The sequence below is a fragment of the Vibrio navarrensis genome, assembly GCF_015767675.1.
Lineage (GTDB): Bacteria > Pseudomonadota > Gammaproteobacteria > Enterobacterales > Vibrionaceae > Vibrio.
This window is the reverse complement of sequence record NZ_CP065217.1, coordinates 2,985,816-3,008,210: the sequence shown is the minus strand read 5'-3', so window position 1 is coordinate 3,008,210 and position 22,395 is coordinate 2,985,816. Positions and strand designations below refer to the sequence as shown.

The following is a 22,395-nucleotide window of genomic DNA, read 5'->3' as shown; positions in this document are numbered from 1 at the left end:
CAGGGAAGCTAATGACAATCAGCTGTGAACAGATCCATCAGCAGTTATTAAGCCAATGTGCTGCGTTCTCTCATCTGAGTCGAGTCCTTACGCTCAATGGCCCGCAAAGCCTTGAGCGCCAAGAGGCGGATAAGTTTTTACCCTATCTGAGCCGCGCGGTGGCTGGGCAGCAGTTGTCTGTCAACGCGGCGAAAACAATCTGGGGGCGTGTAGAAACGCTGTGTCAGCAACATGGCTCGCTGCACGCGGTGCTGGTGGATGAACAGTATGAGGCGCTGCGCACTTGTGGCCTATCTAACGCTAAAGTAAAAACCTTGCTTGGGATTAACCGCGCACTCAACGACGGCACAATTTCTGCGCAAATCTATCACAGCGATGACGCGGACTTTATTACCAAGCAGTTGGTGCAGTTGTGGGGAGTGGGTCAGTGGACGGCGGAAATGGCGCTGATGTTTTTCTTTGCTTTGCCCGATGTGTGGTCGGCTGGCGATGTTGCCCTCGCTCGTGGTCTTAACCTCTTGGCCGAAAAAGAAGGCGTTGCCGCAGAGAAGATTCTTCAAGCCGCAACGCCTTACCGCACTTATCTTGCCTTACACATTTGGCAAATGCTCGACGCGAATTTGATGGTGGAGTAACTTACTCTTCGTCAGGCATAAACGCTTCGAGCAGGTCATTGAGGAACAGTTTGCCTTTCTCCGTGATCTGCCATTGCGTGGCATCTTCACGCAAGTAGCCCATTTCCAACGCCCATTGAATCGTCGTTGCAATCGCTTCTAATCCTAGCCCAGTGGTGTCGATAAAATCTTGCTTAGGGCAGGCTTCCATTAGACGAAAACGGTTCATAAAGAATTCGAATGGTCTCTCTTGCGCCGCAACCAACTGCTCACTATCAAGATAGGGTTTGACCATATTCTGATATGCCGCTAAGTAGCCTCGAGGGTGTTTGATTTTGGTGGTGCGAATGATACGCCCATCGGCAAAACTCAGTTTACCGTGGGAGCCACAACCGATGCCGAGATAGTCGCCAAAGCGCCAGTAGTTGAGGTTGTGACGGCACTGATAACCAGGTTTGCTGTAACCGGAGATTTCATACTGCACATACCCTGCTGCGGTCAGTTTCTGGTGGCCTTGTTCGAAAATGTCCCACAAATCATCATCATCAGGTAACACGGGTGGTTTGTAGTAAAACATGGTGTTCGGCTCGATCGTGAGCTGATACCAAGAGAGGTGCGGCGGGTTGAGCTCAATCGCTTTATCGAGATCCGCCAAGGCTTGATCAATACTTTGATCCGGCAAACCGTGCATCAAATCCAAATTGAAACTGTTGAGACCTATTTGGTGAGCAAGCTGCGCGGCAGCGACCGCTTCTTGCTGACCATGGATCCGTCCTAAACGTTCGAGTTTTTCCGCTTCAAAGCTTTGCACACCAATCGAAATCCGTGTTACTCCCGCAGCGCGATAGCCAGCAAAGCGCTTGGCTTCTATCGTACCGGGGTTGGCTTCCATGGTGATTTCGATCTCTGGCGTGAAGGCAATCCGCTGCTCAATGCCTTGCAAGAGCTGCGCTATCCCTTCTGCGGAAATTAAACTGGGTGTGCCACCGCCGATGAAGATTGAGTGCAGCGGGCGTGGTGCAGCATTGAGACGATATTTCTCAATGTCGCGATCCAAATCTTCCAACAAGGCAAGAATGTACTGCTGCTCCGGGATCGCTTCTTTTACAGCGTGAGAGTTGAAATCGCAGTACGGGCATTTTTGTACACACCAAGGAATGTGCACATACAAACTGAGAGCAGGAGGCTTTAACATCATGCTGCCTTACGCTAATGGCTGCTGGCTAAGGGTGGCGAACAACTGTTGTAACGCTTTGCGACGATGTGAAAGCTGCTTTTTCCGCGCAGGTGCAAGTTCAGCCGAGGCACAGTTCTCTTCCGGTACGAAGAAGATGGGGTCGTAACCAAAGCCGTTTTCACCGTGTGCTTGGGTTAGGATTCGCCCTTCCCACGTTCCATGACAGACGATCGGCGTTGGGTCGTTTTCATGACGCATCAAAACCAATACACAATGGAAACGAGCGCTACGTTGCGCTTCTGGCACACCTTCCATCGCGGTTAATAGCTTTTCTAAGTTCTCTTGATCTGAGGCTTTCTCGCCTGCGTAACGTGCGGAATAGATGCCGGGTGCGCCTTGAAGAAAATCGACCTCAAGGCCAGAGTCGTCGGCAATGGCTGGCAAGCCCGTTTCTTTGGCGGCATGACGCGCTTTGATAATGGCATTTTCAATAAAAGTCGTGCCCGTTTCAGCCACTTCAGAGACGTTAAATTCGCTCTGCGCGACCACGTCAAAACCAAAATCGGCCAATAAATCCGCCATCTCGCGCACCTTGCCTTGATTGCCAGTGGCCAATACGATCTTCTTCATGCTTGTTGTTACTCTTCTATATAAAATTTTTGCGTAAAGGTGAGTTTGCCTGCCCCTTTGAGGCCGGCATTGATGTCTAAATCAAACGTCAGTGACTCTTCATGATTCACTGGCAGCTCTGCGATGTAGTAAATCGCCTCGCCTTCACGTATTTCTTTAAACGTTAAGGTGCGGATCTGGCCGAGCAGGTTTTTCGCTTGCCCTTTGACCGTTGCCGTTAGCGCAGGTTTGCCGACTCGGCTTTTATCCAGCACGCTGATATTCACGATGGCGGAATATTCACTGCGTTTTAGCCCATAACTTTTCGCCACTTGCGGCGTTAAGAAGGTAGAGCTCAGCGCCACGTAGTGTACTTCGGTATCTTTGATCTCTTTAAATTGCCCAGCCCAAGTCGGCAGGGCGACCAAGCAAGTCAGCAGGGCGGCGATCCATTTTTTCATTGTAAACTTCCTTACACCTTGTGGTGTGTGACAAACAAAAAGCCATCACAAGATGGCTTTCACTTCCTCTGGTATCTGTGTCGGGGCATGGATGCGCACTTGTTTGTGACGGCCAAGCTCGCCTTTTTCAATCTCAACCAGACTTTTGGCGACTTTAAACATCTTGGCCAGTAATTTAGCTAGATGGGCATTCGCTTTGCCATCCACGGGCGGCGCGGTAATGGCGATTTTCAGCTCATCACCATGCAAACCCAGAATTTTATCACGGCTGGCTTTGGGTTGGATGTAGAGCCGCAGCACCACATCCTGCCCCTCTTGCCAAGCAGCTTGGCTCATTATAGTTGATACCAGATAGGGCCGATGAGATCGCCCATCAGGAAATTGGCAAATTGCAGCACAATAAACAGCACCAGCACACTTAAGTCAAAACCGCCCATGGCCGGCAGAATGCGGCGGATCGGCGCCAGCATAGGTTCAGTTAATTGATGGAAAACGTATTCAATTGGGCTGCGGCCTTGGCTTACCCAGCTTAAGATCGCGCGGATCAACAACACCCAAAAGAGTAGTCCGCCCGCGGCTTTAATTAATGACAGTAGCCCGAGGAAGAGGAAGTCTGCGCTAAAACTGACTGAGCCGCCTGACGCGACCATCACTAACGCGACAAATTTCAGTATGCACAGCAGGTAGGCAAACAGCACAGTGGCAAGATCAAGGCTACCAATCGATGGGATCACGCGGCGCAGCGGGCCGATCACTGGCTGGGTTGCTTTGACGATAAATTGTGAAAATGGGTTATAGAAATCGGCGCGTGCGGCTTGCAGCCAGATCCGTAAGATCACCACCATGATGTAGAGATCGAACAGCGTCGAAATCAGGAAACTCATTGAACTCATAGATGCCCCTTAAAAGGTTATGCTGCCTGAGGCAGCAGGGTAATTAAAACAGTTTTTCCATCTCTTGTGCGCGTTCTACCGCGGAGCGCATCGCTCTGGCGACGATATCACTGAGCTGATGGTCATTAAACGTGCGGATCGCTTCGGCGGTAGTCCCCCCTTTGGAGGTGACGTTTTCGCGCAAGGTCGAAAGCTCGCAATCCGGATTGTTGACCACCATACTTGCTGCGCCCAGCGCAGATTGCTCCACCAGCAGACGCGCGGTGGCTTTATCAAATCCCTGTGCCATCGCTTCCGCTTGCATCGCTTCCATAAACAAATAGAAATAGGCTGGCGCGCTGCCTGCTGCGGCAATCACGTTATTGATGCCAGATTCTTGCGCCACCCAGCAAGTTTTGCCGACCGCTTGCATCAGGTTTTGCGCAAATGTTTTGTCTGCATCGCTTAGCGAGTCGGGCGCATACAGTCCGCTCATTCCTAGCCCCAGTTGCGATGGCGTGTTGGGCATTACACGCACCAGATCTTGCGAGGTGCCAAGCATCTGCTTGAGGCGTTGACAACTGATGCCAGCGGCGATGGAAATCACCAGTTTGCCGTTAAAGTCGAGCGCTTGCAGCGGTTGGCACACCTCTTCCATCATTTGCGGTTTGACGGAAAGGACCACCACATCTGCTTCACGAGCGGCAGCGAGATTATCCGCCTTGGTGCCAATGCCAAACTCTTTCTCCAGTGGCAACCGGCGAGTTTCGCTTGGCGCTGTGGCGGTAATGTGTGTTGCAGGGTATCCGTTGCCCACGAGGCCAGAGACAATCGCACGCACCATGTTTCCTGCACCAATAAAGGCAATTTTTTTTTGTTCCATCTCTATCAATTCCACTTGTGTCAGTGTGCTGGCGCGCCTTTTACGCTTTGCTTGCGTAATCGCGCGCACCAAAAATGGCTGTGCCGATACGAACCATGGTCGAGCCTGCTGCGATTGCCGCTTCCATGTCTCCGCTCATGCCCATCGAAAGGGTGTCCACCAGAGGATAATGCTGGCGCAAGCGCTGTTGCAAGGCGGCTAATTGCTCAAAAGCGGCCAGTTGCGCGGCGTAGTCATCGACATTTTCCGGGATGGACATCAACCCTCTTAAGGTGAGGTTGGGTAAGCGCGAAATCAACTCGGCGAGGGCAAATATTTCTGTTTCGCTGGCACCGGATTTTGAGGCTTCGCCGCTGGTGTTAACCTGAATCAGCACTTGTAAAGGCGGCAGATCTACTGGGCGCTGATCATTCAAACGCTGGGCGATTTTCTCGCGATCCACGGTGTGCACCCAGGCAAAACGCTCCGCCACCAAACGGCTTTTATTGGACTGAATAGGGCCAATAAAGTGCCATTCAATGTTTTTGTCTGGATGACGCTTGGCAAAAAAGTCGACCTTCTCGCTCCCTTCTTGCACATAGTTTTCACCAAAAGCGCACTGTCCGGCATGGTACGCTTCGAGAATTGCCTCGACAGGTTTAGTTTTACTCACTGCCAGAAGTTGCACTGACTCTGGAGCTCGTCCACACTTTTGTTCAGAGCGACGGATCTGTGTGGTGATATGTTCAATGTTTTGTTGAATACTAGTCATAGCAAGTTTTTGTAAGGAAAAATAATGGATATCACTGAGTTACTGGATTTTAGTGTAAAGCATAACGCGTCGGATCTACATCTTTCTGCTGGCGTTCCGCCTATGGTACGCATAGATGGCGATGTAAGAAAGCTTGGCGTGCCCGCTTTTAGTCATGCTGATGTTCATCGTCTGGTGTTCGAAATCATGAATGATTCTCAGCGTAGTGAATTTGAGGAAAAACTGGAAGTCGATTTCTCGTTTGAATTACCCAAGGTAGGGCGTTTTCGTGTTAATGCTTTTCACCAGTCGCGTGGCTGCTCGGCGGTGTTTCGTACCATTCCGACCAAGATCCCGACCTTAGAAGAGTTGGATGCGCCAGAGATTTTTGAAAGAATTGTGCGCAGTGAAAAAGGGCTAGTGCTGGTGACTGGGCCAACAGGCTCCGGTAAATCCACCACATTGGCGGCGATGGTTGATTACATCAACCGCCACTACAACAAGCACATTCTCACCATTGAAGATCCAATTGAGTTTGTTCATCAAAACCAAAAGTGTTTGATCAACCAGCGTGAAGTGCACCGTGATACGCACAGTTTTAAAAATGCGCTGCGTAGCGCGCTGCGTGAAGATCCTGACGTGATTTTAGTCGGTGAGCTGCGCGATCAGGAAACCATCAGTCTTGCGCTGACCGCCGCTGAAACGGGTCACTTGGTGTTTGGCACGCTGCATACCAGCAGTGCGGCGAAAACCGTTGACCGGATCATTGATGTGTTCCCCGGCAGTGACAAAGACATGGTGCGCTCTATGCTCTCTGAATCACTGCGCGCGGTGATCGCCCAGAAGCTGCTCAAGCGGATTGGCGGTGGGCGTGTCGCGTGTCATGAGATCATGATGGCGACGCCTGCGATCCGCAACTTGATCCGTGAAGACAAGGTGGCACAGATGTATTCGATCATTCAGACGGGTGCGGCGCATGGCATGCAAACCATGGAGCAAAATGCGCGGCAGTTGATTGCTCAAGGTAAAGTTGGCAAAGAAGAAGTGGACGCCAAAATCGAAGTCGAAGCGATCAAGTTCTAGCGGAGAGCAGCATGAGTATTGAGTTAAACCGAGTGCTGGAAGGGATGCTCTCTCTTAAAGCGTCGGATTTGTATATTACGGTGGGCGCGCCGGTGCTGTTTCGCGTCGATGGCGAATTACGCCCGCAAGGCGCTAAGCTCTCAGAAGCTGAGGTCGCGCAGTTTCTCGACGGTGCCATGGATGAAGAGCGGCGCGCCGATTTTCGTAAAACCCGTGAATCAAATTTCGCGATTGTGCGTGATTCTGGCCGTTTTCGCGTCAGTGCGTTTTATCAGCGAGAGCTACCGGGCGCGGTGATTCGCCGCATTGAAACCCATATTCCGACGTTTGAAGAACTCAAGTTGCCCCAAGTGCTGCAAGATTTGTCGATTGCCAAACGCGGTCTTGTGCTGGTGGTGGGAGCGACGGGGTCGGGGAAATCCACCACCATGGCGGCGATGACGGGCTATCGCAATAGCCATCGTAGTGGTCATATTCTGACGGTGGAAGATCCGATTGAATTTGTTCACGAGCACAAGCGGTGTATCGTCACCCAACGGGAAGTGGGGCTCGATACCGAAAGTTACGAAGTGGCGCTGAAAAACTCGCTGCGTCAAGCGCCAGATATGATCCTCATCGGCGAGATCCGCAGCCGAGAGACGATGGAATACGCCATGACCTTTGCCGAAACGGGCCACTTGTGCATGGCCACTCTGCACGCTAACAACGCCAACCAAGCGTTGGAGCGGATCCTGCATTTAGTGCCGAAAGAGCAAAAAGAGCAATTCCTGTTTGATCTATCCATGAATCTCAAAGGGGTGATTGGTCAGCAGTTACTGCGTGATAAAAACGGCAAAGGCCGTCACGGCGTGTTTGAAGTGTTGCTCAACAGCCCAAGGGTGTCGGATTTGATCCGCCGCGGCGAGTTGCATGAGTTGAAAGCGACCATGGCGCGCTCCAAAGAAATCGGCATGCAGACCTTTGATCAATCGCTGTATAAGTTGGTGGTGGAAGGTAAGATCAACGAAGAAGATGCGTTGCACAGTGCCGATTCGGCCAACGATCTGCGTTTGATGCTCAAAACCCAGCGCGGCGATCTCAATAACACCGGATCCTTGGCCAATGTGAAGATCGATATGGATTAAGCCCGGACTTTTCTGCAATGAGAGGGAAAGTTGTCCCTCTCTTGCGATTTTCCTCGTCCGGTTAGCCCCACTGCGCTTCAAACCAGCTTTCTAGAATGATCACCGCAGATTGACAATCGACATTGCCCTTGCTTAAGGCTTTGTAGCCGCCCATCGAAAACAGTTCGGCGCGTGCTTCGGTGGTGGAAAGGCGCTCATCGTGCAGCTCCACGGGCAAACCGAAACGGCCATGCAGCCGCTGGGCAAATTTCTTCGCCCGAGGAGTGATGGTTTGCAGATCTTTTCCGTGCAGATCGGTCGGCAACCCGACCACAAGTAACGTGGGCTGCCACTCTTTGATCTGCTTTTCAATCTCGTCCCAATTGGGAACTCCATCGTTGGCTTTGAAGGCCTTTAACGGCGATGCGGTGCCGGTAATTTCTTGGCCAATGGCGCTGCCAATGCTCTTGGTGCCAAAATCGAAAGCCATGATGGTACGTGACATAAATAACCTAAGTAACAATAAGTGAGTGAAGGGCAGCGAGTTAAGCGTGCCCTGCCTGATTGGAAAGTTGGATGGCATTAATACCCAGCATCTGTACCGCTTTTTGCCAACGCTGGGCGATAGGGGTATCGAAAATGATTTCCGGGCTGGCTTCGACGGTTAACCAAGCGTTTTCCGCTAGCTCGCTTTCCAACTGTCCAGCGCTCCAGCCTGAATAGCCTAAAGCGACGAGATAACTGCTCGGTTCCGCTTCCGTGCCGAGTACCGTCAAAATATCTTTGGACGTAGTGACGGCGATGTGATCGGTCATCTGAATGCTCGACTCGTAGTAATCTTTGGGGCGGTGCAGAATGAAACCGCGATCCTCGGAAACTGGGCCGCCGTTGTACACCGGTTTGGTCAGGCTTTGTGTATGCAGCTGCGGATGAACTGGCTGCACATCGACCTGTTCCAGCATTTTGCCCACGGTGATGTCGATTGGCGCGTTGATCATCAGCCCCATCGCGCCCTCTTCATTGTGTTCACAAATGTAGATCACGCGGTGCTGGAAATAGGGATCTTTCATCCCCGGCATGGCCACCAGAAAATGATTGGTCAAATTCATACATGACTCCCCGTCAAAGGGGCCATCCGGCCCCAACTGGCTCTTGAGTGCTCAAGCTTTGGCTTGCAGGCGGCGCTCAATCGCATCCATCAATTTACCGGTAATCGAGATATCAAACGCCGCTTCAATCTCGCGAATACAAGTTGGGCTGGTCACGTTGATCTCGGTGAGCTTATCGCCAATCACATCCAAACCAACAAAAATCAGCCCTTTTTCTTTCAGCGTTGGTGCGACGGCTAGTGCAATTTTCTTATCGGTTTCGCTCAGTGGGCGAGCTTCACCACGACCGCCAGCAGCGAGGTTACCGCGCGTTTCCCCTTTGGCTGGGATGCGCGCTAAACAGTAAGGCATGGGTTCGCCGTCCACCACCAGAATACGTTTGTCGCCATTGCTGATGTCTGGCACGAAGGTTTGCGCCATCGCGTAGTTTTGTCCGTGATTGGTCAAGGTTTCGATGATCACTGAGACGTTCGGATCGTTCTCTTTGACTCGGAAAATTGATGCACCACCCATGCCATCAAGCGGTTTAAGGATGATGTCGCCATGCTCTTCACGAAACGCTTTTATCTTTTCTGCTTTGCGCGTCACCATGGTGATTGGCGTCAGCTCTGGGAACCAAGCGGTAAAGAGTTTCTCGTTACAATCACGCAGGCTTTGTGGCTTGTTGACGATTAAGGTGCCTTGCTCTTCTGCGCGCTCTAAAATGTAGGTGGCGTAAATGTATTCTGTGTCAAATGGTGGATCTTTACGCATCAACACCGTATCCAGTTCAGCCAGTTCAATGGTTTGCTCTGACTTAAATTGGTACCAGCCGTTAGGATCTTCTTTTAGCTCGACCACTTTGGTGTCGGCAATCGCCACGCCTTGCTCTAAGTGTAGATCATTCATCTCCATGTAATGGATTTCCCAACCGCGACGTTGCGCTTCCAGCAACATGGCGAAGCTGGAGTCTTTCTTGATGTTAATGGACGAAATAGGGTCCATTACGATGCCGAGTTTGATCATGTGTGTTCTCCGTATTAACCCAAATCGCCGAAACGAACTTGTAGCGCGGTAATGGCAGTCAGTGCTGCTGTTTCAGTACGCAACACGCGTGGACCGAGTAGGGTCTCTTCAAAGTGATAGGTTTGCGTCATGTCGATCTCTTCTGCAGAGAGGCCCCCTTCAGGACCAATCAGCAGGCGCACTTTGCTGACCGGCGCTGGTAGCGTGTTGATCGAATATTTGGCGCGAGGGTGCAGATTGAGCTTTAGGCCGTCGTACTCTTCCGCGCACCAAGCTTCGAGCGACATAATGGGTCGAATCTCTGGGATGGTGTTACGTCCGCATTGCTCGCAAGCGCTAATGGCTATTTTCTGCCACTGAGCGAGTTTTTTCTCAAAGCGTTTTTCATCCAACTTAACGCCGCAGCGCTCCGAAATCAGTGGCGTGATGGTATTGACCCCAAGTTCTACCGATTTCTGGATGGTGAACTCCATCTTTTCACCGCGCGAGATCACTTGCCCCAAATGGAGATCTAAAGGCGACTCGCTGCTGTTTTCTTCCCGCTGTGTCACTTTGACCAACACCTGCTTTTTGCTGACTTCGGTGATTTCGGCAGGAAATTGTGCGCCACTGCCATCAAACAGCAGCACTTCTTGCCCTTCTTTCATGCGCAAAACGCGGCCGATATGGCCAGCAGCGTCTTCCTGCAAGGCGACGATGTGGTGCAGATGGAGTGTTTCGGGGTGATAAATTCGAGGGATGCGCATTGTGTTTCGAGTTCCTGCAACAGACAGAATGAATTAGAGATTAACATGGATGCTCAGAGGAGAAAAAACAAGTCAGTATGGTAATTTAAGCGCAGGGTCGTAATTTTTCGCCAAAGTGATTGTTATTTATTGTTTTCCTGAATAGTTTGTATGCCGCTTTGCGGGGGCGAACGTATTCAAGCTGGCAAAGTTTAAACAAATTAATAAGTACAATAATCATGGATAGTGTTATGAAAAAGACCAAACTGGCAGTGGCTTGTGCCCTGCTGATGACTTTAGCTGGCTGTAATGGCGGCTCTTCTTCATCTGATGGCCCAAATGGCCCTGGTTCACCCAATATCAAAGGTGATCCATCATTGAGTAAAATCTATGCCTATCAAGCCTCTGAACTTTCAGACGCCGCGCTGGAGTGTGCCAAGATCTACAAGCAGCGACGCTCTTGCTTGTTAGAAAAAATTCGCCCAATCGGTGCTGACAAGCAGCAAAATGTCACTATTGAGGATATTCGTTCCCGTTTATTGGTTTCTCATGCCTGGATGGCGGAAAGCTTTATCGACGCGCTACGTGAAATCAATGATCAGGACCTGCTGAATATGTTTAAGCCACTGAACACTATAGTGCTCAGTTATGATATTCGTCCGTCATTTTATCATCCATCGACCGCTTCTATGTATATTGATGCTGCCTACCTGTGGCGTAATGCTAGCGATTGGAGCACGATTTACCAGCAAGAAGATTATCGTCAGGCATTTTCAAAACAGTTCAGCTATGACAGCGCTACTCGCTATTTGGATAGCAGCACGTTTGACTATGTTACTTACTCAAATGACTACGATGCTACGCGCAATGGGGAGCGTAAAACGGAACAAATTGCACCGGGTCTATTCCGTTTGTTGTCTCATGAACTGGCGCACGCGAACGATCTGCTACCGCCAAATGACTTGTTGCAATTGGCCGATAGCGGCACCATTTACAGCGAGATTGAATCCGCTGATCATGTGGCTAAGCAGTTGACCGGCAGTCAGCCTCTCACTTCTGCATTGTTATTGGAAGCGGCACAAGTCTCATTTCATGGTGAAGCCATGACCGATAGAGTTCGTCAGTCTACGGGGCAACAGGCGGGTGGCGAATTTGAACGAGATGGCGCGGCGGCGTTTTACGGCTACTCTACGCCACAAGAGGATGTCGCTATGCTGTTTGAAAGCTACATGATGTACAAAAAGTACAAGGTGTACTCAGAAGTGGCGTTCTTGTCGGTTCCACAAACGACGTATTATAGCTGTAACGATTGGAAAGTGTTGTGGGGACAGCGCAATCGTCTCGCCGATGCTAATGTGCGTGATCGTGCCGTGTTGGTCGCACAACGCATTTTGAATGTGAGTGAAAATGACATTCGCGCCAATATGCCTAGCAGCACAATGCGTCCAAAGACAATGCCGCTAGGGAAAGGGTGGTGTGAAATTGTTGGTCGTTCTTACGATGAGTCCGGCGAAATGCGTTATGCCCCACAGCAAGAGCGTAAAGAACGCTTTGGTTATCTTGAGGATATCGGCGCGAAAGAGTAAGTATGATGAAATCCCAGTGGCGACACTGGGATTTTTCTATCGCGTTTGACACGCTTCCTTCACATAAGAGTTGTGGTTGCCCTGAACTTTGGCAATTCGCTCATCGCGTATGCATTCCCACTCCGATACGGGATAAGTTTTATTCCATGCTTGCATCAACTGAGTCTGCTGTTTCGACAGTTGGAAACCGTACTCTCGGCTCATGTAGAGGTAAGTGCGAGCAATCGAGCCCCGAGCGCGATCCGGCGGCATCACTTTACGCGCTTTGAAATTGACCTGCATTTCACAGCGGCCATAGGTCTCACCATCAACGCCATTCCACTGGCTAAAGTTAAAGTTCGAGCGATCGCCGTTGACTTCACCAACCGCTGGGGTGAGGTTATGCAGATCCGCTTCCATCGAGCGAAACTGAACATCATGTCTGCTGCAATTTTTCCGTCCACCGTTTTGCCAACATTGTCGCTGGTGGCCGAACTGCCAAGCGGGCACCACATGTTCCCACTCAATACGACTGGCACGATTTTGTTGCTTACGCACTTGATAACCACAAGATTGCAAATCTGGAATGCCTTTCTTTCCTTGCCATTGAATCTCGCAGCCACAGTAAAAACTGACCGGATAATCTTGGTAAATTTGTAGCGCCTCTTTCTTCGCCGCAGAGAAGTTGGCCGGGGGCGCAGCCAGTACAGGCAAGCTGCTGAGAGCCGCCAGTAGTGAAAATAGGTATTTCATCTAAAAAGTCTTAGAAAAGTATGACTTTTTAGATTGTAGCACTCAGTTTTGCCGCGAAGTAGTGAGCGAATTGTTAAAGCTGAGTCAAAACTGCGCTGAGGGCGAGCTTAGAGAGGCCGCTAACTGAGTTGTAATCCGGTAAACTGCAAAGGCTGACGGCACTTTGTGCAGCAATAACTGGCTTGATGACGTTGCACTTTGTTGTGGCGGCGAATTGACAGTGGGTACTCGGCGCAGGCGCAGCGATATTGAAAGGTTTTCCCTTGGACCGAATGGATATTAAAGCGATGCGTCGTTCTTGCTGGTTGCTGAAATACCTGCTCCATAATCGCTTGCCACTCTTTACCGTGAGGTTTGACGCGCCCGAATATCTGATAGGCGATGAGGTGGGCGACTTCGTGAGGAATCACCTCTTGCAAAAACTCATCAGGGTTCTCTTTGAACAATACGGGATTCAGGCGTATCTCATTCAGTTGCAAGTAAGCTTTTCCCGCCACTTTGCCTCGAACGTTAAAACTGAGTTTGGGCAGAGGGAAAGTGCGCTGAAAGCGTTGCTCGGCTAAGGCGATACAGTGGGCGAGGACTTGCGAGGATTGTTCGGCTAGTTCGTGGTGCAACATGGGCTCTTCTTCAAACGGCGAAATTTGTTTTCTTACGCATAATCAATTTATACGCATAATAAAAAGCCCCTGCATTGTAGCAGAGGCTTTCTGTTCGAGAAGAGGCTGATTATTTGATGCCAGCAAACTCACGCAGTAGTGCTGCTTTGTCGGTTGCTTCCCAAGGGAACTCTTCGCGACCGAAGTGACCATATGCAGCGGTCTTCTTGTAGATTGGCTGAAGCAGATTCAGCATCTCTTGCAGACCGTATGGACGTAGGTCGAAGAACTGGCGAACGGCTTCAATGATGATGTCGTGCGACACTTTCTCAGTACCGAATGTTTCCACCATGATAGAGGTTGGATCCGCTACACCAATAGCGTAAGACAGTTGGATTTCACAACGATCAGCCATGCCAGCTGCGACGATGTTTTTCGCCACGTAACGTGCTGCGTAAGCGGCAGAACGGTCTACTTTCGATGGATCTTTACCAGAGAAAGCACCACCACCGTGACGCGCTGCGCCGCCGTAGGTATCAACGATGATCTTACGACCGGTCAGACCGCAGTCACCCATGGGACCACCGATAACGAAACGACCGGTTGGGTTGATGAAGTACTTGGTTTCTTTGTTTAGCCATTCTGAAGGAAGAACAGGCTTGATGATCTCTTCCATCACCGCTTCGCGCAGATCCGGTGTTGAGATAGAATCACAGTGCTGAGTAGACAGCACAACCGCATCAATACCAACAATTTTGCCTTGATCGTATTGGAAAGTAACCTGTGATTTCGCATCAGGGCGCAACCATGGCAGCGTGCCATCTTTACGTACTTTCGCTTGACGTTCCATCAAACGGTGCGCGTAGGTAATTGGTGCTGGCATCAGTACTTCGGTTTCGTTACATGCGTAACCGAACATAATGCCTTGGTCGCCCGCACCTTGCTCTTTAGGGTCGGCTTTATCAACGCCTTGGTTGATGTCAGGAGACTGTTTGCCGATGGTGTTGAGAACAGCACAAGAGTTGGCGTCGAAGCCCATGTCTGAGTGAACGTAGCCGATTTCGCGTACGGTTTCGCGTGTCAGTTCTTCGATATCAACCCAGGCAGAAGTGGTAATTTCACCACCGACCATGACCATGCCGGTTTTTACGTAAGTTTCACATGCAACACGTGCTTTCGGGTCTTGCTCAAGAATCGCATCAAGAACCGCATCAGAAATCTGGTCTGCAATTTTGTCTGGATGGCCTTCTGATACTGACTCAGAAGTGAACAGGTGCTTTGCCATGAGAGCTCCACTTTTGATTGATTTTCGCAGCTGAACACTTGCTCTCAGCTCCGGGAATGAAATACGATTTGTAGGTGTTTCTACATCTAGACGTCTATTCTAGTTTTGAATACTCGAATTACAAGTGATTTTTTAGTATGAGTCAAAAGTAATCGTTTGCCTTGCTAGTGCGAAGAATTTGCTCTATTTCGCTTTCAGTGAAGTAGAGCATGGTTTGCTAGGGGGATTTCTCGGGTAAATCGTTTGCAGAGCAGAGATTGCTTTGCGAAAATAGCCAGCGCAATTTTTCTTATTACATCGCTTAATGCACTCAGGAGCAGACATGCCATCTCGTAAACATCTCGCTAATGCAATCCGCGCACTCAGCATGGACGGCGTACAAAAAGCAAACTCAGGCCACCCAGGGGCACCTATGGGCATGGCGGACATCGCTGAAGTTCTTTGGCGTGGCCACCTAAACCACAACCCATCAAACCCAGAGTGGGCGGACCGCGACCGTTTCGTACTGTCTAACGGCCACGGCTCTATGCTGATTTACTCGCTACTGCACTTGAGCGGTTACGAGCTATCTATCGATGATCTGAAAAACTTCCGTCAGCTTCACTCTAAGACTCCAGGTCACCCAGAGTACGGCTACGCACCGGGCATCGAAACAACAACTGGCCCGCTAGGCCAAGGCATCACCAACGCTGTTGGTATGGCAATGGCTGAGAAAGCGCTCGCAGCGCAATTCAACAAAGAAGGCCACGACATCGTCGACCACTTCACTTACGTGTTCATGGGTGATGGCTGTTTGATGGAAGGCATTTCGCACGAGGCTTGCTCTCTTGCTGGTACGCTAGGTCTAGGCAAACTGATCGCATTCTGGGATGACAACGGCATCTCTATCGATGGTCACGTCGAAGGCTGGTTCTCTGACGATACGCCTAAGCGTTTTGAAGCATACGGCTGGCACGTTATCCCAGCAGTGGATGGTCACAATGCTGAAGCGATCAACGCAGCAATTGAAGCCGCTAAAGCGGATCCTCGTCCTACGCTAATTTGTACGAAGACTATCATCGGTTTTGGTTCACCAAACAAATCAGGCTCGCACGACTGTCATGGTGCACCGCTAGGCGCGGAAGAAATTGCCGCAGCGCGTGAATTCCTAGGTTGGGAACACCCAGCATTTGAAATCCCTGCTGATGTATACGCACAGTGGGATGCAAAAGCCGCAGGCGCTGCAAAAGAAGCCGCTTGGAACGCGAAGTTCGAGGCATACGCAGCCGAGTACCCTGAGCTTGCCGCAGAGTTCAAACGCCGCGTAAATGGCGAACTGCCAGCGCAGTGGGAAGAGAAAGCAAGCCAAATCATTGCTGATCTTCAAGCAAACCCAGCAAACATTGCGTCACGTAAAGCATCGCAAAACGCGCTAGAAGCGTTTGGTAAAATGCTGCCAGAATTCATGGGCGGCTCTGCTGACCTAGCGCCTTCTAACCTAACCATGTGGTCGGGTTCTAAATCTCTAGAAGCGAACGACTTCTCTGGTAACTACATCCACTACGGTGTACGTGAATTTGGTATGACTGCTATTATGAACGGTATCGCACTACACGGTGGTTTTGTTCCTTACGGCGCAACCTTCCTGATGTTCATGGAATACGCACGTAACGCAATGCGTATGGCGGCTCTGATGAAGATTCAGAACATCCAAGTGTACACGCACGATTCTATCGGCTTGGGTGAAGATGGCCCAACTCACCAACCCGTTGAGCAAATCGCATCGCTACGTCTAACACCAAACATGAGCACATGGCGTCCATGTGACCAAGTGGAATCAGCAGTAGCATGGAAACTGGCGATTGAGCGCAAAGATGGCCCATCAGCGCTGATTTTCTCGCGTCAAAACCTAGCGCAGCAAGAGCGTACGGCACAGCAAGTGACAGACATCGCCAAAGGTGGTTACATCCTGAAAGATTGCGAAGGCAAGCCTGAGCTTATCCTTATCGCGACGGGTTCTGAAGTTGAACTCGCAGTGAAAGCCGCTGAGCAACTAACCGCAGAAGGTAAGAAAGTGCGCGTGGTTTCCATGCCATCAACCGATGCATTCGACAAACAAGACGCCGCTTACCGTGAAGCGGTACTGCCATCAGACGTAACAGCGCGTATTGCTATCGAAGCGGGCATTGCCGATTTCTGGTACAAGTACGTCGGCTTTGGCGGTCGCATCATCGGTATGACCACCTTCGGTGAATCAGCGCCAGCGGACCAACTGTTCAAGATGTTTGGTTTCACAGTAGAAAACGTGGTGAACACCGCGAAAGAAATCATCGCTTAAACGCTACAAAGTGGAACAAGCCGAGTCAACCTGACTCGGCTTTTATTTTAATGCGCAAAGGTTTTCGATCAGTTACTATGCGTGACACGAAAAAAATGTGGGGCGATGGAATTATGCTAAAAGTTGCGATCAATGGATTTGGACGTATAGGTCGTAATGTTTTAAGAGCCGTGTATGAGAGCGGTAAGCATCAGCAGATCAAGGTGGTGGCGGTGAACGAACTGGCCCAGCCGGATGCCATGGCCCATTTGCTGCAATACGACACCTCGCATGGTCGTTTTGGTAAGAAAATCAGCAATGACCAAGAACACATTTACATTCATCACAGCAACGGTGAAATGGATACGGTGCGTATTCTTCATCTGGCTGACATCGATTTACTCCCTTGGCGTGATTTAGAAGTCGATTTAGTGCTTGATTGTACTGGCGTATACGGCTCGCAAGCCGATGGTCAAGAACACATCAAAGCAGGCGCGAAGAAAGTGCTGTTTTCTCATCCTGGCGCGAACGATGTGGACAACACCATCATCTATGGCGTCAATCATCAAACGCTGACCGCGCAGCACAAAGTTGTGTCTAACGGCTCTTGCACCACCAACTGCATCGTGCCAATTATTAAGGCCCTCGATGATGCTTTTGGCATCGAATCTGGAACCATCACCACCATTCACTCCTCAATGAACGATCAACAGGTGATTGACGCTTACCACACCGATCTGCGCCGTACTCGCGCTGCCAGTCAGTCCATCATTCCTGTGGACACTAAGTTGCATAAAGGAATTGAAAGAATATTCCCGAAATTTTCCAACAAATTTGAAGCTATTTCGGTGCGAGTGCCGACAGTTAACGTCACTGCGATGGATTTGAGCGTCACAATTAATACAAATGTGAAAGTTAATGACGTAAATCAAACCATAGTGAAGGCGTCTCAGTGTACATTACATGGCATTGTTGACTATACTGAAGCGCCATTGGTTTCCATCGATTTCAACCACGATCCGCATAGTGCGATTGTGGATGGAACGCAGACACGAGTCAGTAACGGGCATTTGGTGAAAATGCTGGTGTGGTGCGATAACGAATGGGGCTTTGCGAATCGCATGCTGGATACTGCGCTCGCAATGCAGGCGGCTAAGTAGTCTGTAGTCGCCACGGAGAAAATTTATTTCTAGGCTTGAAATAAATTGCTAGTAACTCCATATCAAGACCAGTTTAAAGAATTAACAGGCTTGGCAGGGTTGCCGAGTTTTCAAAAACTTTATTTTTAATATTTGAGAGGACACAACATGTCTGTAATCAAGATGACTGACCTGGATCTCGCAGGTAAACGTGTATTTATCCGTGCTGACCTTAACGTGCCAGTTAAAGATGGCAAAGTCACTTCTGATGCACGTATCATCGCATCTCTGCCAACGATCAAACTGTGCCTAGAAGCGGGCGCGAAAGTGATGGTGACGTCTCACCTAGGCCGTCCTACTGAAGGTGAATACGCAGAAGAATTCTCTCTACAACCTGTTGTGAACTACCTAAACGACGCGCTAGATTGCGAAGTGAAACTGGCGAAAGACTACCTAGACGGTCTTGAGCTAAACGCGGGTGAATTGGTTGTTCTTGAAAACGTTCGCTTTAACAAAGGCGAGAAGAAAAACGACGAAGAACTTTCTAAGAAATACGCGGCACTATGTGACGTATTCGTAATGGATGCATTCGGTACCGCTCACCGTGCGCAAGCATCAACGCACGGCGTTGGCATGTTTGCTGACGTAGCGTGTGCGGGTCCTCTACTGGCTGCTGAACTAGATGCACTAGGTAAAGCGATGAGCAACCCAGAGCGTCCTCTAGTGGCTATCGTTGGTGGTTCTAAAGTTTCTACTAAGCTGACTGTGCTTGAGTCGCTATCAAAAATCGCTGATCAACTGGTTGTTGGTGGTGGTATCGCTAATACTTTCATCGCAGCAGAAGGCCACAATGTAGGTAAATCTCTGTACGAAGCTGACCTAGTGGAAACAGCACAAAAACTGATGAAAGAGTGTGCGATTCCAGTAGCCACTGACGTTGCGTGTGCCAAAGCATTCGATGAGAACGCAGAAGCAGAAATCAAACACGTTTCTGAAGTTCAAGACGATGACATGATCTTCGACCTAGGCCCTGATTCAACGGCAGCACTAGCGGAAATCATCGCAAACGCGAAAACCATTCTTTGGAACGGCCCGGTAGGCGTATTCGAATTCAAAAACTTTGAAGCGGGTACTAAAGGCATTTCTGAAGCGATCGCTAAGTCTCCAGCATTCTCTGTAGCAGGCGGCGGTGACACGCTAGCGGCGATCGACAAGTTCGGTATCAAAGCGGACGTATCTTACATCTCTACTGGCGGCGGTGCGTTCCTTGAGTTCGTAGAAGGTAAAGTACTTCCAGCGGTTGAAATGCTAGAAGCACGCGCTAAAGCTTAATCAATATGTCGAGGGCGGGAGAAATCTCCCGCTTTCTTGTTTGCTGCATGCGCCGGTTTCTTCTGCTAGAATGACGCCCGTTGTGAGCAAACGTTTGCAAGAATTTAAACTTAACAAGTTTTGTTTTTAAAACGACAGATAAATAGGATTCCATCCATGTCTAAGATCTTCGATTTCGTAAAACCTGGTGTTATCTCTGGTGATGACGTACAAAAAGTATTTCAAGTAGCTAAAGAGAACAACTTCGCTCTTCCAGCAGTGAACTGTGTGAACACAGATTCTGTTAACGGTGTACTAGAAGCGGCTGCGAAAGTGAAAGCACCAGTTATCGTTCAGTTCTCTAACGGTGGCGCGGCTTTCTTCGCAGGTAAAGGCGTTAAACTGGAAGGTCAAGGCGCACAAATTCTTGGTGCAGTAGCGGGCGCGAAATACGTTCACGCTGTCGCTGAAGCATACGGTGTGCCAGTGATTCTGCACACTGACCACGCGGCTAAGAAACTTCTACCATGGATCGACGGTCTGCTAGACGCTGGTGAAGAGTTCTTCGCTCAAACTGGTAAGCCTCTATTCTCTTCTCACATGCTAGACCTTTCTGAAGAGTCTCTAGAAGAGAACGTTGAAACCTGTGCTAAATACCTAGAGCGCATGGCGAAAATGAACATGACAATCGAGATCGAACTGGGTTGTACTGGTGGTGAAGAAGATGGCGTTGATAACTCAGATATGGACTCTTCTGAGCTGTACACTTCTCCTGAAGACGTTGCTTACGCATACGAGAAATTGAACGCAGTGAGCCACCGTTTCACTATCGCGGCTTCTTTCGGTAACGTACACGGCGTTTACAAGCCAGGTAACGTTGTTCTGACTCCAACTATCCTACGTGATTCTCAAGCGTACGTTTCTGAGAAATTCGGTCTTCCAGCGAACTCTCTGAACTTCGTATTCCACGGCGGTTCTGGTTCTACTGAAGCAGAAATCAAAGAGTCTATCTCTTACGGTGTGATCAAAATGAACATCGATACCGATACTCAGTGGGCAACTTGGGACGGCATCCGTAAGTACGAAGCCGAAAACCACGATTACCTGCAAGGTCAGATCGGTAACCCAACGGGTGAAGATGCGCCGAACAAGAAGTACTACGATCCACGCGTATGGCTACGTGCTGGTCAGGCTTCTATGGTTGCTCGCCTTGAGAAAGCCTTTGCTGACCTGAACGCAGTAGACGTACTGTAATTCGTCGCAAATTTTTGCTAAAAGCCCGCTCATTTGAGCGGGTTTTTTTATGCTTGTTAATCACTTATGGTGAAATTTCTGGCACATATGACGAGAATTGCTTAACCTTGTACAGATTGATATGAGTGCTGCCTTGTGGGGTATCCCATATCAATGGCACGCTAAATAGCCACGTATACATACAGGCTCGTAACAGATTGAGGAAAGAAATTATGGCAGGTGAATCTGTGGGGATTGAAACTCCACTTGTAGACAGTCTGGCACAGGCTGAAACTTGGCTGACGAACAACTCAGACCTATTTATTCAATACGGCGTGAATATTATTTCCGCCATCATTATTCTGTTCATTGGTAACATGATAGTGAAAGCGGTGGCAAACAGCGTCGCGAAAGTACTTGAAAGCAAACAGATGGATAAGGCAGTCGTGCAGTTTATTCACGGCTTAGTGCGTTACCTCTTGTTTGTCATTGTGCTGATTGCTGCTCTTGGCCGTCTTGGCGTGCAGACTGCTTCCGTGGTGGCTGTGATTGGTGCCGCTGGTTTAGCGATTGGTTTGGCTTTGCAAGGTTCCTTGTCCAACTTTGCCGCAGGTGTGCTGATTGTCGCTTTCCGTCCTTTCAAGTCGGGCGATTATGTTGAAGTGGGTGGCGTTGCAGGCAGCGTTGAAGCGATCCAGATTTTTCAAACAGTACTCAAAACGCCAGACAACAAAATGGTGGTGGTACCTAACTCATCGGTGATTGGCGGACCAATCACAAACTATTCTCGTCACGAAACACGCCGTGTAGATATGGTGATTGGCGTTTCTTACAAATCGGATCTGAAGAAAACCAAACAGGTGTTGCGTGAAACCTTGGAAAAGGATCCGCGTATTTTGAAAGATCCAGATATCACTATTGGGGTACACACGCTGGCGGACTCATCTGTTAACTTCGTTGTGCGTCCTTGGGTGAAAACCGCAGATTACTGGCCAGTCTACTTTGACAATATGCAGGCGATTAAAGAGGCGTTGGATGCCAACGGTATCGAGATCCCATTCCCACAAATGGATGTTCACTTAAACAAAATGAACTAACTTGTTATCTTGATAGAGAACAGCGCAAAGCGAGGCGAAAAGCCTCGCTTTTTCTTTATCAGGAAACAAAATATGCCGTGCACGTAAGATTAGCTGTACTGCAGATATAGCCCTTTGGTTAGCACAAAGGCGATAGTAAACATCATGGCGGCTACCAGCATATCGATCCCGCGTTTTACCTTTGGTTTTGACAACGTTGGGCCGAGCTTTGCGGCGCCAATCGATAAGGTATAAAACCAGACAAAAGAAGCCAAAATGGTGCCGAGAGCAAAAGCAATTCGATCATTTCCTTCAAACTGACCACCAATTGAGCCAAGAATCACTACGGTATCCAAATAGAGGTGCGGGTTGAGTACAGTGACCGCTAAAGCACCAAGAATAACGGTACGACGCCCGCGTGCCGTAATCTCCTGTTTATTTTCAGCAGTGTAGCCCGGTTTTAGCGCACTGCGCAGCGACATGAAACCGTACACGGCAAGAAAAGCAATTCCCCCTAAGGTGACGGAAGTCAGTAGCATCTCATTTTGTGACAAAATCGCGCCGCCACCAAAAATACCCAGAGAGATAAAAATCATATCCAGTACGCTGCAGATAGCGGCCGTGGTCAAATGATGTTGTCTTTTGATGCCTTGATTCAGCACAAAGGCATTTTGTGCACCAATGGGAATAATCATGGTCGCGCCTAAGCCAAATCCCTGTAATAACAGCCAGAAATTCACGGTAAACCTCAGATAAAAAGTGATACA

Annotated in this window: 24 protein-coding genes; 9 read left to right on the top strand and 15 right to left on the bottom strand. The window is 49.5% G+C overall.

Going from position 1 to position 22,395, the window contains the following annotated elements; translation table 11 throughout:
* The first annotated feature begins 11 nt into the window (after positions 1-11).
* Complete coding sequence (locus I3X05_RS14150) at positions 12-635, top strand: DNA-3-methyladenine glycosylase 2 family protein (protein WP_337970812.1); 624 nt, start codon at positions 12-14, stop codon at positions 633-635.
* Between the two features lies 1 nt (position 636).
* Here the strand turns inward: I3X05_RS14150 and hemW are convergent, their stop codons facing one another.
* From hemW to I3X05_RS14115, 7 genes are read right to left on the bottom strand one after another with little or no spacing between them, the layout of a single operon-like run.
* Positions 637-1,809 (bottom strand): radical SAM family heme chaperone HemW, encoded by a 1,173-nt coding sequence (hemW, locus tag I3X05_RS14145; RefSeq protein WP_337971196.1) that lies wholly within the window; start codon positions 1,807-1,809, stop codon positions 637-639.
* A gap of 9 nt (positions 1,810-1,818) precedes the next feature.
* Positions 1,819-2,421 carry an XTP/dITP diphosphatase gene (locus tag I3X05_RS14140; RefSeq protein WP_045572503.1) on the bottom strand — a complete coding sequence of 201 codons (603 nt, stop codon included), beginning with the start codon at positions 2,419-2,421 and terminating at the stop codon, positions 1,819-1,821.
* An 8-nt stretch (positions 2,422-2,429) separates the two neighbouring features.
* Positions 2,430-2,861, bottom strand: coding sequence for a DUF4426 domain-containing protein (locus I3X05_RS14135; protein ID WP_039430529.1), 432 nt, complete (start codon positions 2,859-2,861; stop codon positions 2,430-2,432).
* A 45-nt stretch (positions 2,862-2,906) separates the two neighbouring features.
* Positions 2,907-3,197 carry a DUF167 family protein YggU gene (gene yggU, locus I3X05_RS14130; protein ID WP_039430528.1) on the bottom strand — a complete coding sequence of 97 codons (291 nt, stop codon included), beginning with the start codon at positions 3,195-3,197 and terminating at the stop codon, positions 2,907-2,909.
* Entirely contained in the window at positions 3,197-3,754 is a 558-nt protein-coding gene (locus I3X05_RS14125; RefSeq protein WP_045572505.1) for a YggT family protein, read from the bottom strand. Before I3X05_RS14125 ends, yggU begins: the two co-directional genes overlap by 1 nt.
* A 43-nt stretch (positions 3,755-3,797) precedes the next feature.
* A complete protein-coding gene (proC, locus tag I3X05_RS14120) occupies positions 3,798-4,616 on the bottom strand; it encodes a pyrroline-5-carboxylate reductase (RefSeq protein ID WP_337970811.1) in 819 nt (272 codons plus the stop codon).
* 40 nt (positions 4,617-4,656) lie between these two features.
* The gene (locus I3X05_RS14115) at positions 4,657-5,367 is read right to left on the bottom strand and encodes a YggS family pyridoxal phosphate-dependent enzyme (protein WP_193187904.1); all 711 of its coding nucleotides are present in this window, start codon (positions 5,365-5,367) and stop codon (positions 4,657-4,659) included.
* A 24-nt stretch (positions 5,368-5,391) separates the two neighbouring features.
* Here I3X05_RS14115 and I3X05_RS14110 point away from each other — a divergent pair, with 24 nt between their 5' ends.
* Positions 5,392-6,429: a type IV pilus twitching motility protein PilT gene (locus I3X05_RS14110; protein ID WP_193187905.1), complete on the top strand. Its 1,038-nt coding sequence runs from the start codon at positions 5,392-5,394 to the stop codon at positions 6,427-6,429.
* 17 nt (positions 6,430-6,446) lie between these two features.
* On the top strand, positions 6,447-7,553 hold the full coding sequence (locus I3X05_RS14105; RefSeq protein WP_039431675.1) for a PilT/PilU family type 4a pilus ATPase: 1,107 nt from the start codon (positions 6,447-6,449) through the stop codon (positions 7,551-7,553).
* A 61-nt stretch (positions 7,554-7,614) separates the two neighbouring features.
* On the opposite strand, the gene ruvX is transcribed toward I3X05_RS14105, so the two are convergent.
* Genes ruvX through rsmE form a run of 4 tightly spaced genes read right to left on the bottom strand, consistent with a single transcriptional unit; the run spans position 7,615 to position 10,392 of the window.
* Positions 7,615-8,037: a Holliday junction resolvase RuvX gene (gene ruvX / locus I3X05_RS14100; protein WP_193187907.1), complete on the bottom strand. Its 423-nt coding sequence runs from the start codon at positions 8,035-8,037 to the stop codon at positions 7,615-7,617.
* Between the two features lie 40 nt (positions 8,038-8,077).
* Entirely contained in the window at positions 8,078-8,641 is a 564-nt protein-coding gene (locus I3X05_RS14095) for a YqgE/AlgH family protein (RefSeq protein ID WP_193168112.1), read from the bottom strand.
* A gap of 51 nt (positions 8,642-8,692) precedes the next feature.
* Entirely contained in the window at positions 8,693-9,646 is a 954-nt protein-coding gene (gshB, locus tag I3X05_RS14090) for a glutathione synthase (RefSeq protein ID WP_337970810.1), read from the bottom strand.
* A 14-nt stretch (positions 9,647-9,660) separates the two neighbouring features.
* The gene (gene rsmE, locus I3X05_RS14085) at positions 9,661-10,392 is read right to left on the bottom strand and encodes a 16S rRNA (uracil(1498)-N(3))-methyltransferase (protein WP_193253845.1); all 732 of its coding nucleotides are present in this window, start codon (positions 10,390-10,392) and stop codon (positions 9,661-9,663) included.
* Positions 10,393-10,622: 230 nt separating this feature from the next.
* Between rsmE and I3X05_RS14080 the strand changes: the two genes are divergently transcribed.
* Positions 10,623-11,957, top strand: coding sequence for a hypothetical protein (locus I3X05_RS14080; RefSeq protein ID WP_337970809.1), 1,335 nt, complete (start codon positions 10,623-10,625; stop codon positions 11,955-11,957).
* A gap of 36 nt (positions 11,958-11,993) precedes the next feature.
* Here the strand turns inward: I3X05_RS14080 and endA are convergent, their stop codons facing one another.
* The 3 genes from endA to metK all read right to left on the bottom strand — a co-directional run bounded on the left by endA (position 11,994) and on the right by metK (position 14,573).
* Positions 11,994-12,689, bottom strand: a complete 696-nt coding sequence (gene endA, locus I3X05_RS14075; protein WP_337970808.1) for a deoxyribonuclease I — start codon at positions 12,687-12,689, stop codon at positions 11,994-11,996.
* 119 nt (positions 12,690-12,808) lie between these two features.
* Positions 12,809-13,309, bottom strand: coding sequence for a SprT family zinc-dependent metalloprotease (locus I3X05_RS14070; RefSeq protein WP_193168117.1), 501 nt, complete (start codon positions 13,307-13,309; stop codon positions 12,809-12,811).
* A gap of 109 nt (positions 13,310-13,418) precedes the next feature.
* Entirely contained in the window at positions 13,419-14,573 is a 1,155-nt protein-coding gene (gene metK / locus I3X05_RS14065) for a methionine adenosyltransferase (RefSeq protein WP_039430517.1), read from the bottom strand.
* Positions 14,574-14,895: 322 nt separating this feature from the next.
* Between metK and tkt the strand changes: the two genes are divergently transcribed.
* The 5 genes from tkt (at position 14,896) to mscS (ending at position 21,649) form a co-directional block, all read left to right on the top strand.
* Positions 14,896-16,890 (top strand): transketolase, encoded by a 1,995-nt coding sequence (gene tkt / locus I3X05_RS14060; RefSeq protein ID WP_337970807.1) that lies wholly within the window; start codon positions 14,896-14,898, stop codon positions 16,888-16,890.
* Between the two features lie 113 nt (positions 16,891-17,003).
* Positions 17,004-18,029: an erythrose-4-phosphate dehydrogenase gene (gene epd, locus I3X05_RS14055; RefSeq protein WP_045571279.1), complete on the top strand. Its 1,026-nt coding sequence runs from the start codon at positions 17,004-17,006 to the stop codon at positions 18,027-18,029.
* Positions 18,030-18,176: 147 nt separating this feature from the next.
* On the top strand, positions 18,177-19,340 hold the full coding sequence (locus I3X05_RS14050; RefSeq protein ID WP_045571261.1) for a phosphoglycerate kinase: 1,164 nt from the start codon (positions 18,177-18,179) through the stop codon (positions 19,338-19,340).
* Between the two features lie 156 nt (positions 19,341-19,496).
* Positions 19,497-20,573 carry a class II fructose-bisphosphate aldolase gene (fbaA, locus tag I3X05_RS14045; protein WP_039430514.1) on the top strand — a complete coding sequence of 359 codons (1,077 nt, stop codon included), beginning with the start codon at positions 19,497-19,499 and terminating at the stop codon, positions 20,571-20,573.
* A 212-nt stretch (positions 20,574-20,785) separates the two neighbouring features.
* A complete protein-coding gene (gene mscS / locus I3X05_RS14040) occupies positions 20,786-21,649 on the top strand; it encodes a small-conductance mechanosensitive channel MscS (RefSeq protein ID WP_045571260.1) in 864 nt (287 codons plus the stop codon).
* An 89-nt stretch (positions 21,650-21,738) separates the two neighbouring features.
* Here the strand turns inward: mscS and I3X05_RS14035 are convergent, their stop codons facing one another.
* Positions 21,739-22,368 (bottom strand): LysE/ArgO family amino acid transporter, encoded by a 630-nt coding sequence (locus I3X05_RS14035; protein WP_045571259.1) that lies wholly within the window; start codon positions 22,366-22,368, stop codon positions 21,739-21,741.
* Between the last annotated feature and the right edge of the window lie 27 nt (positions 22,369-22,395).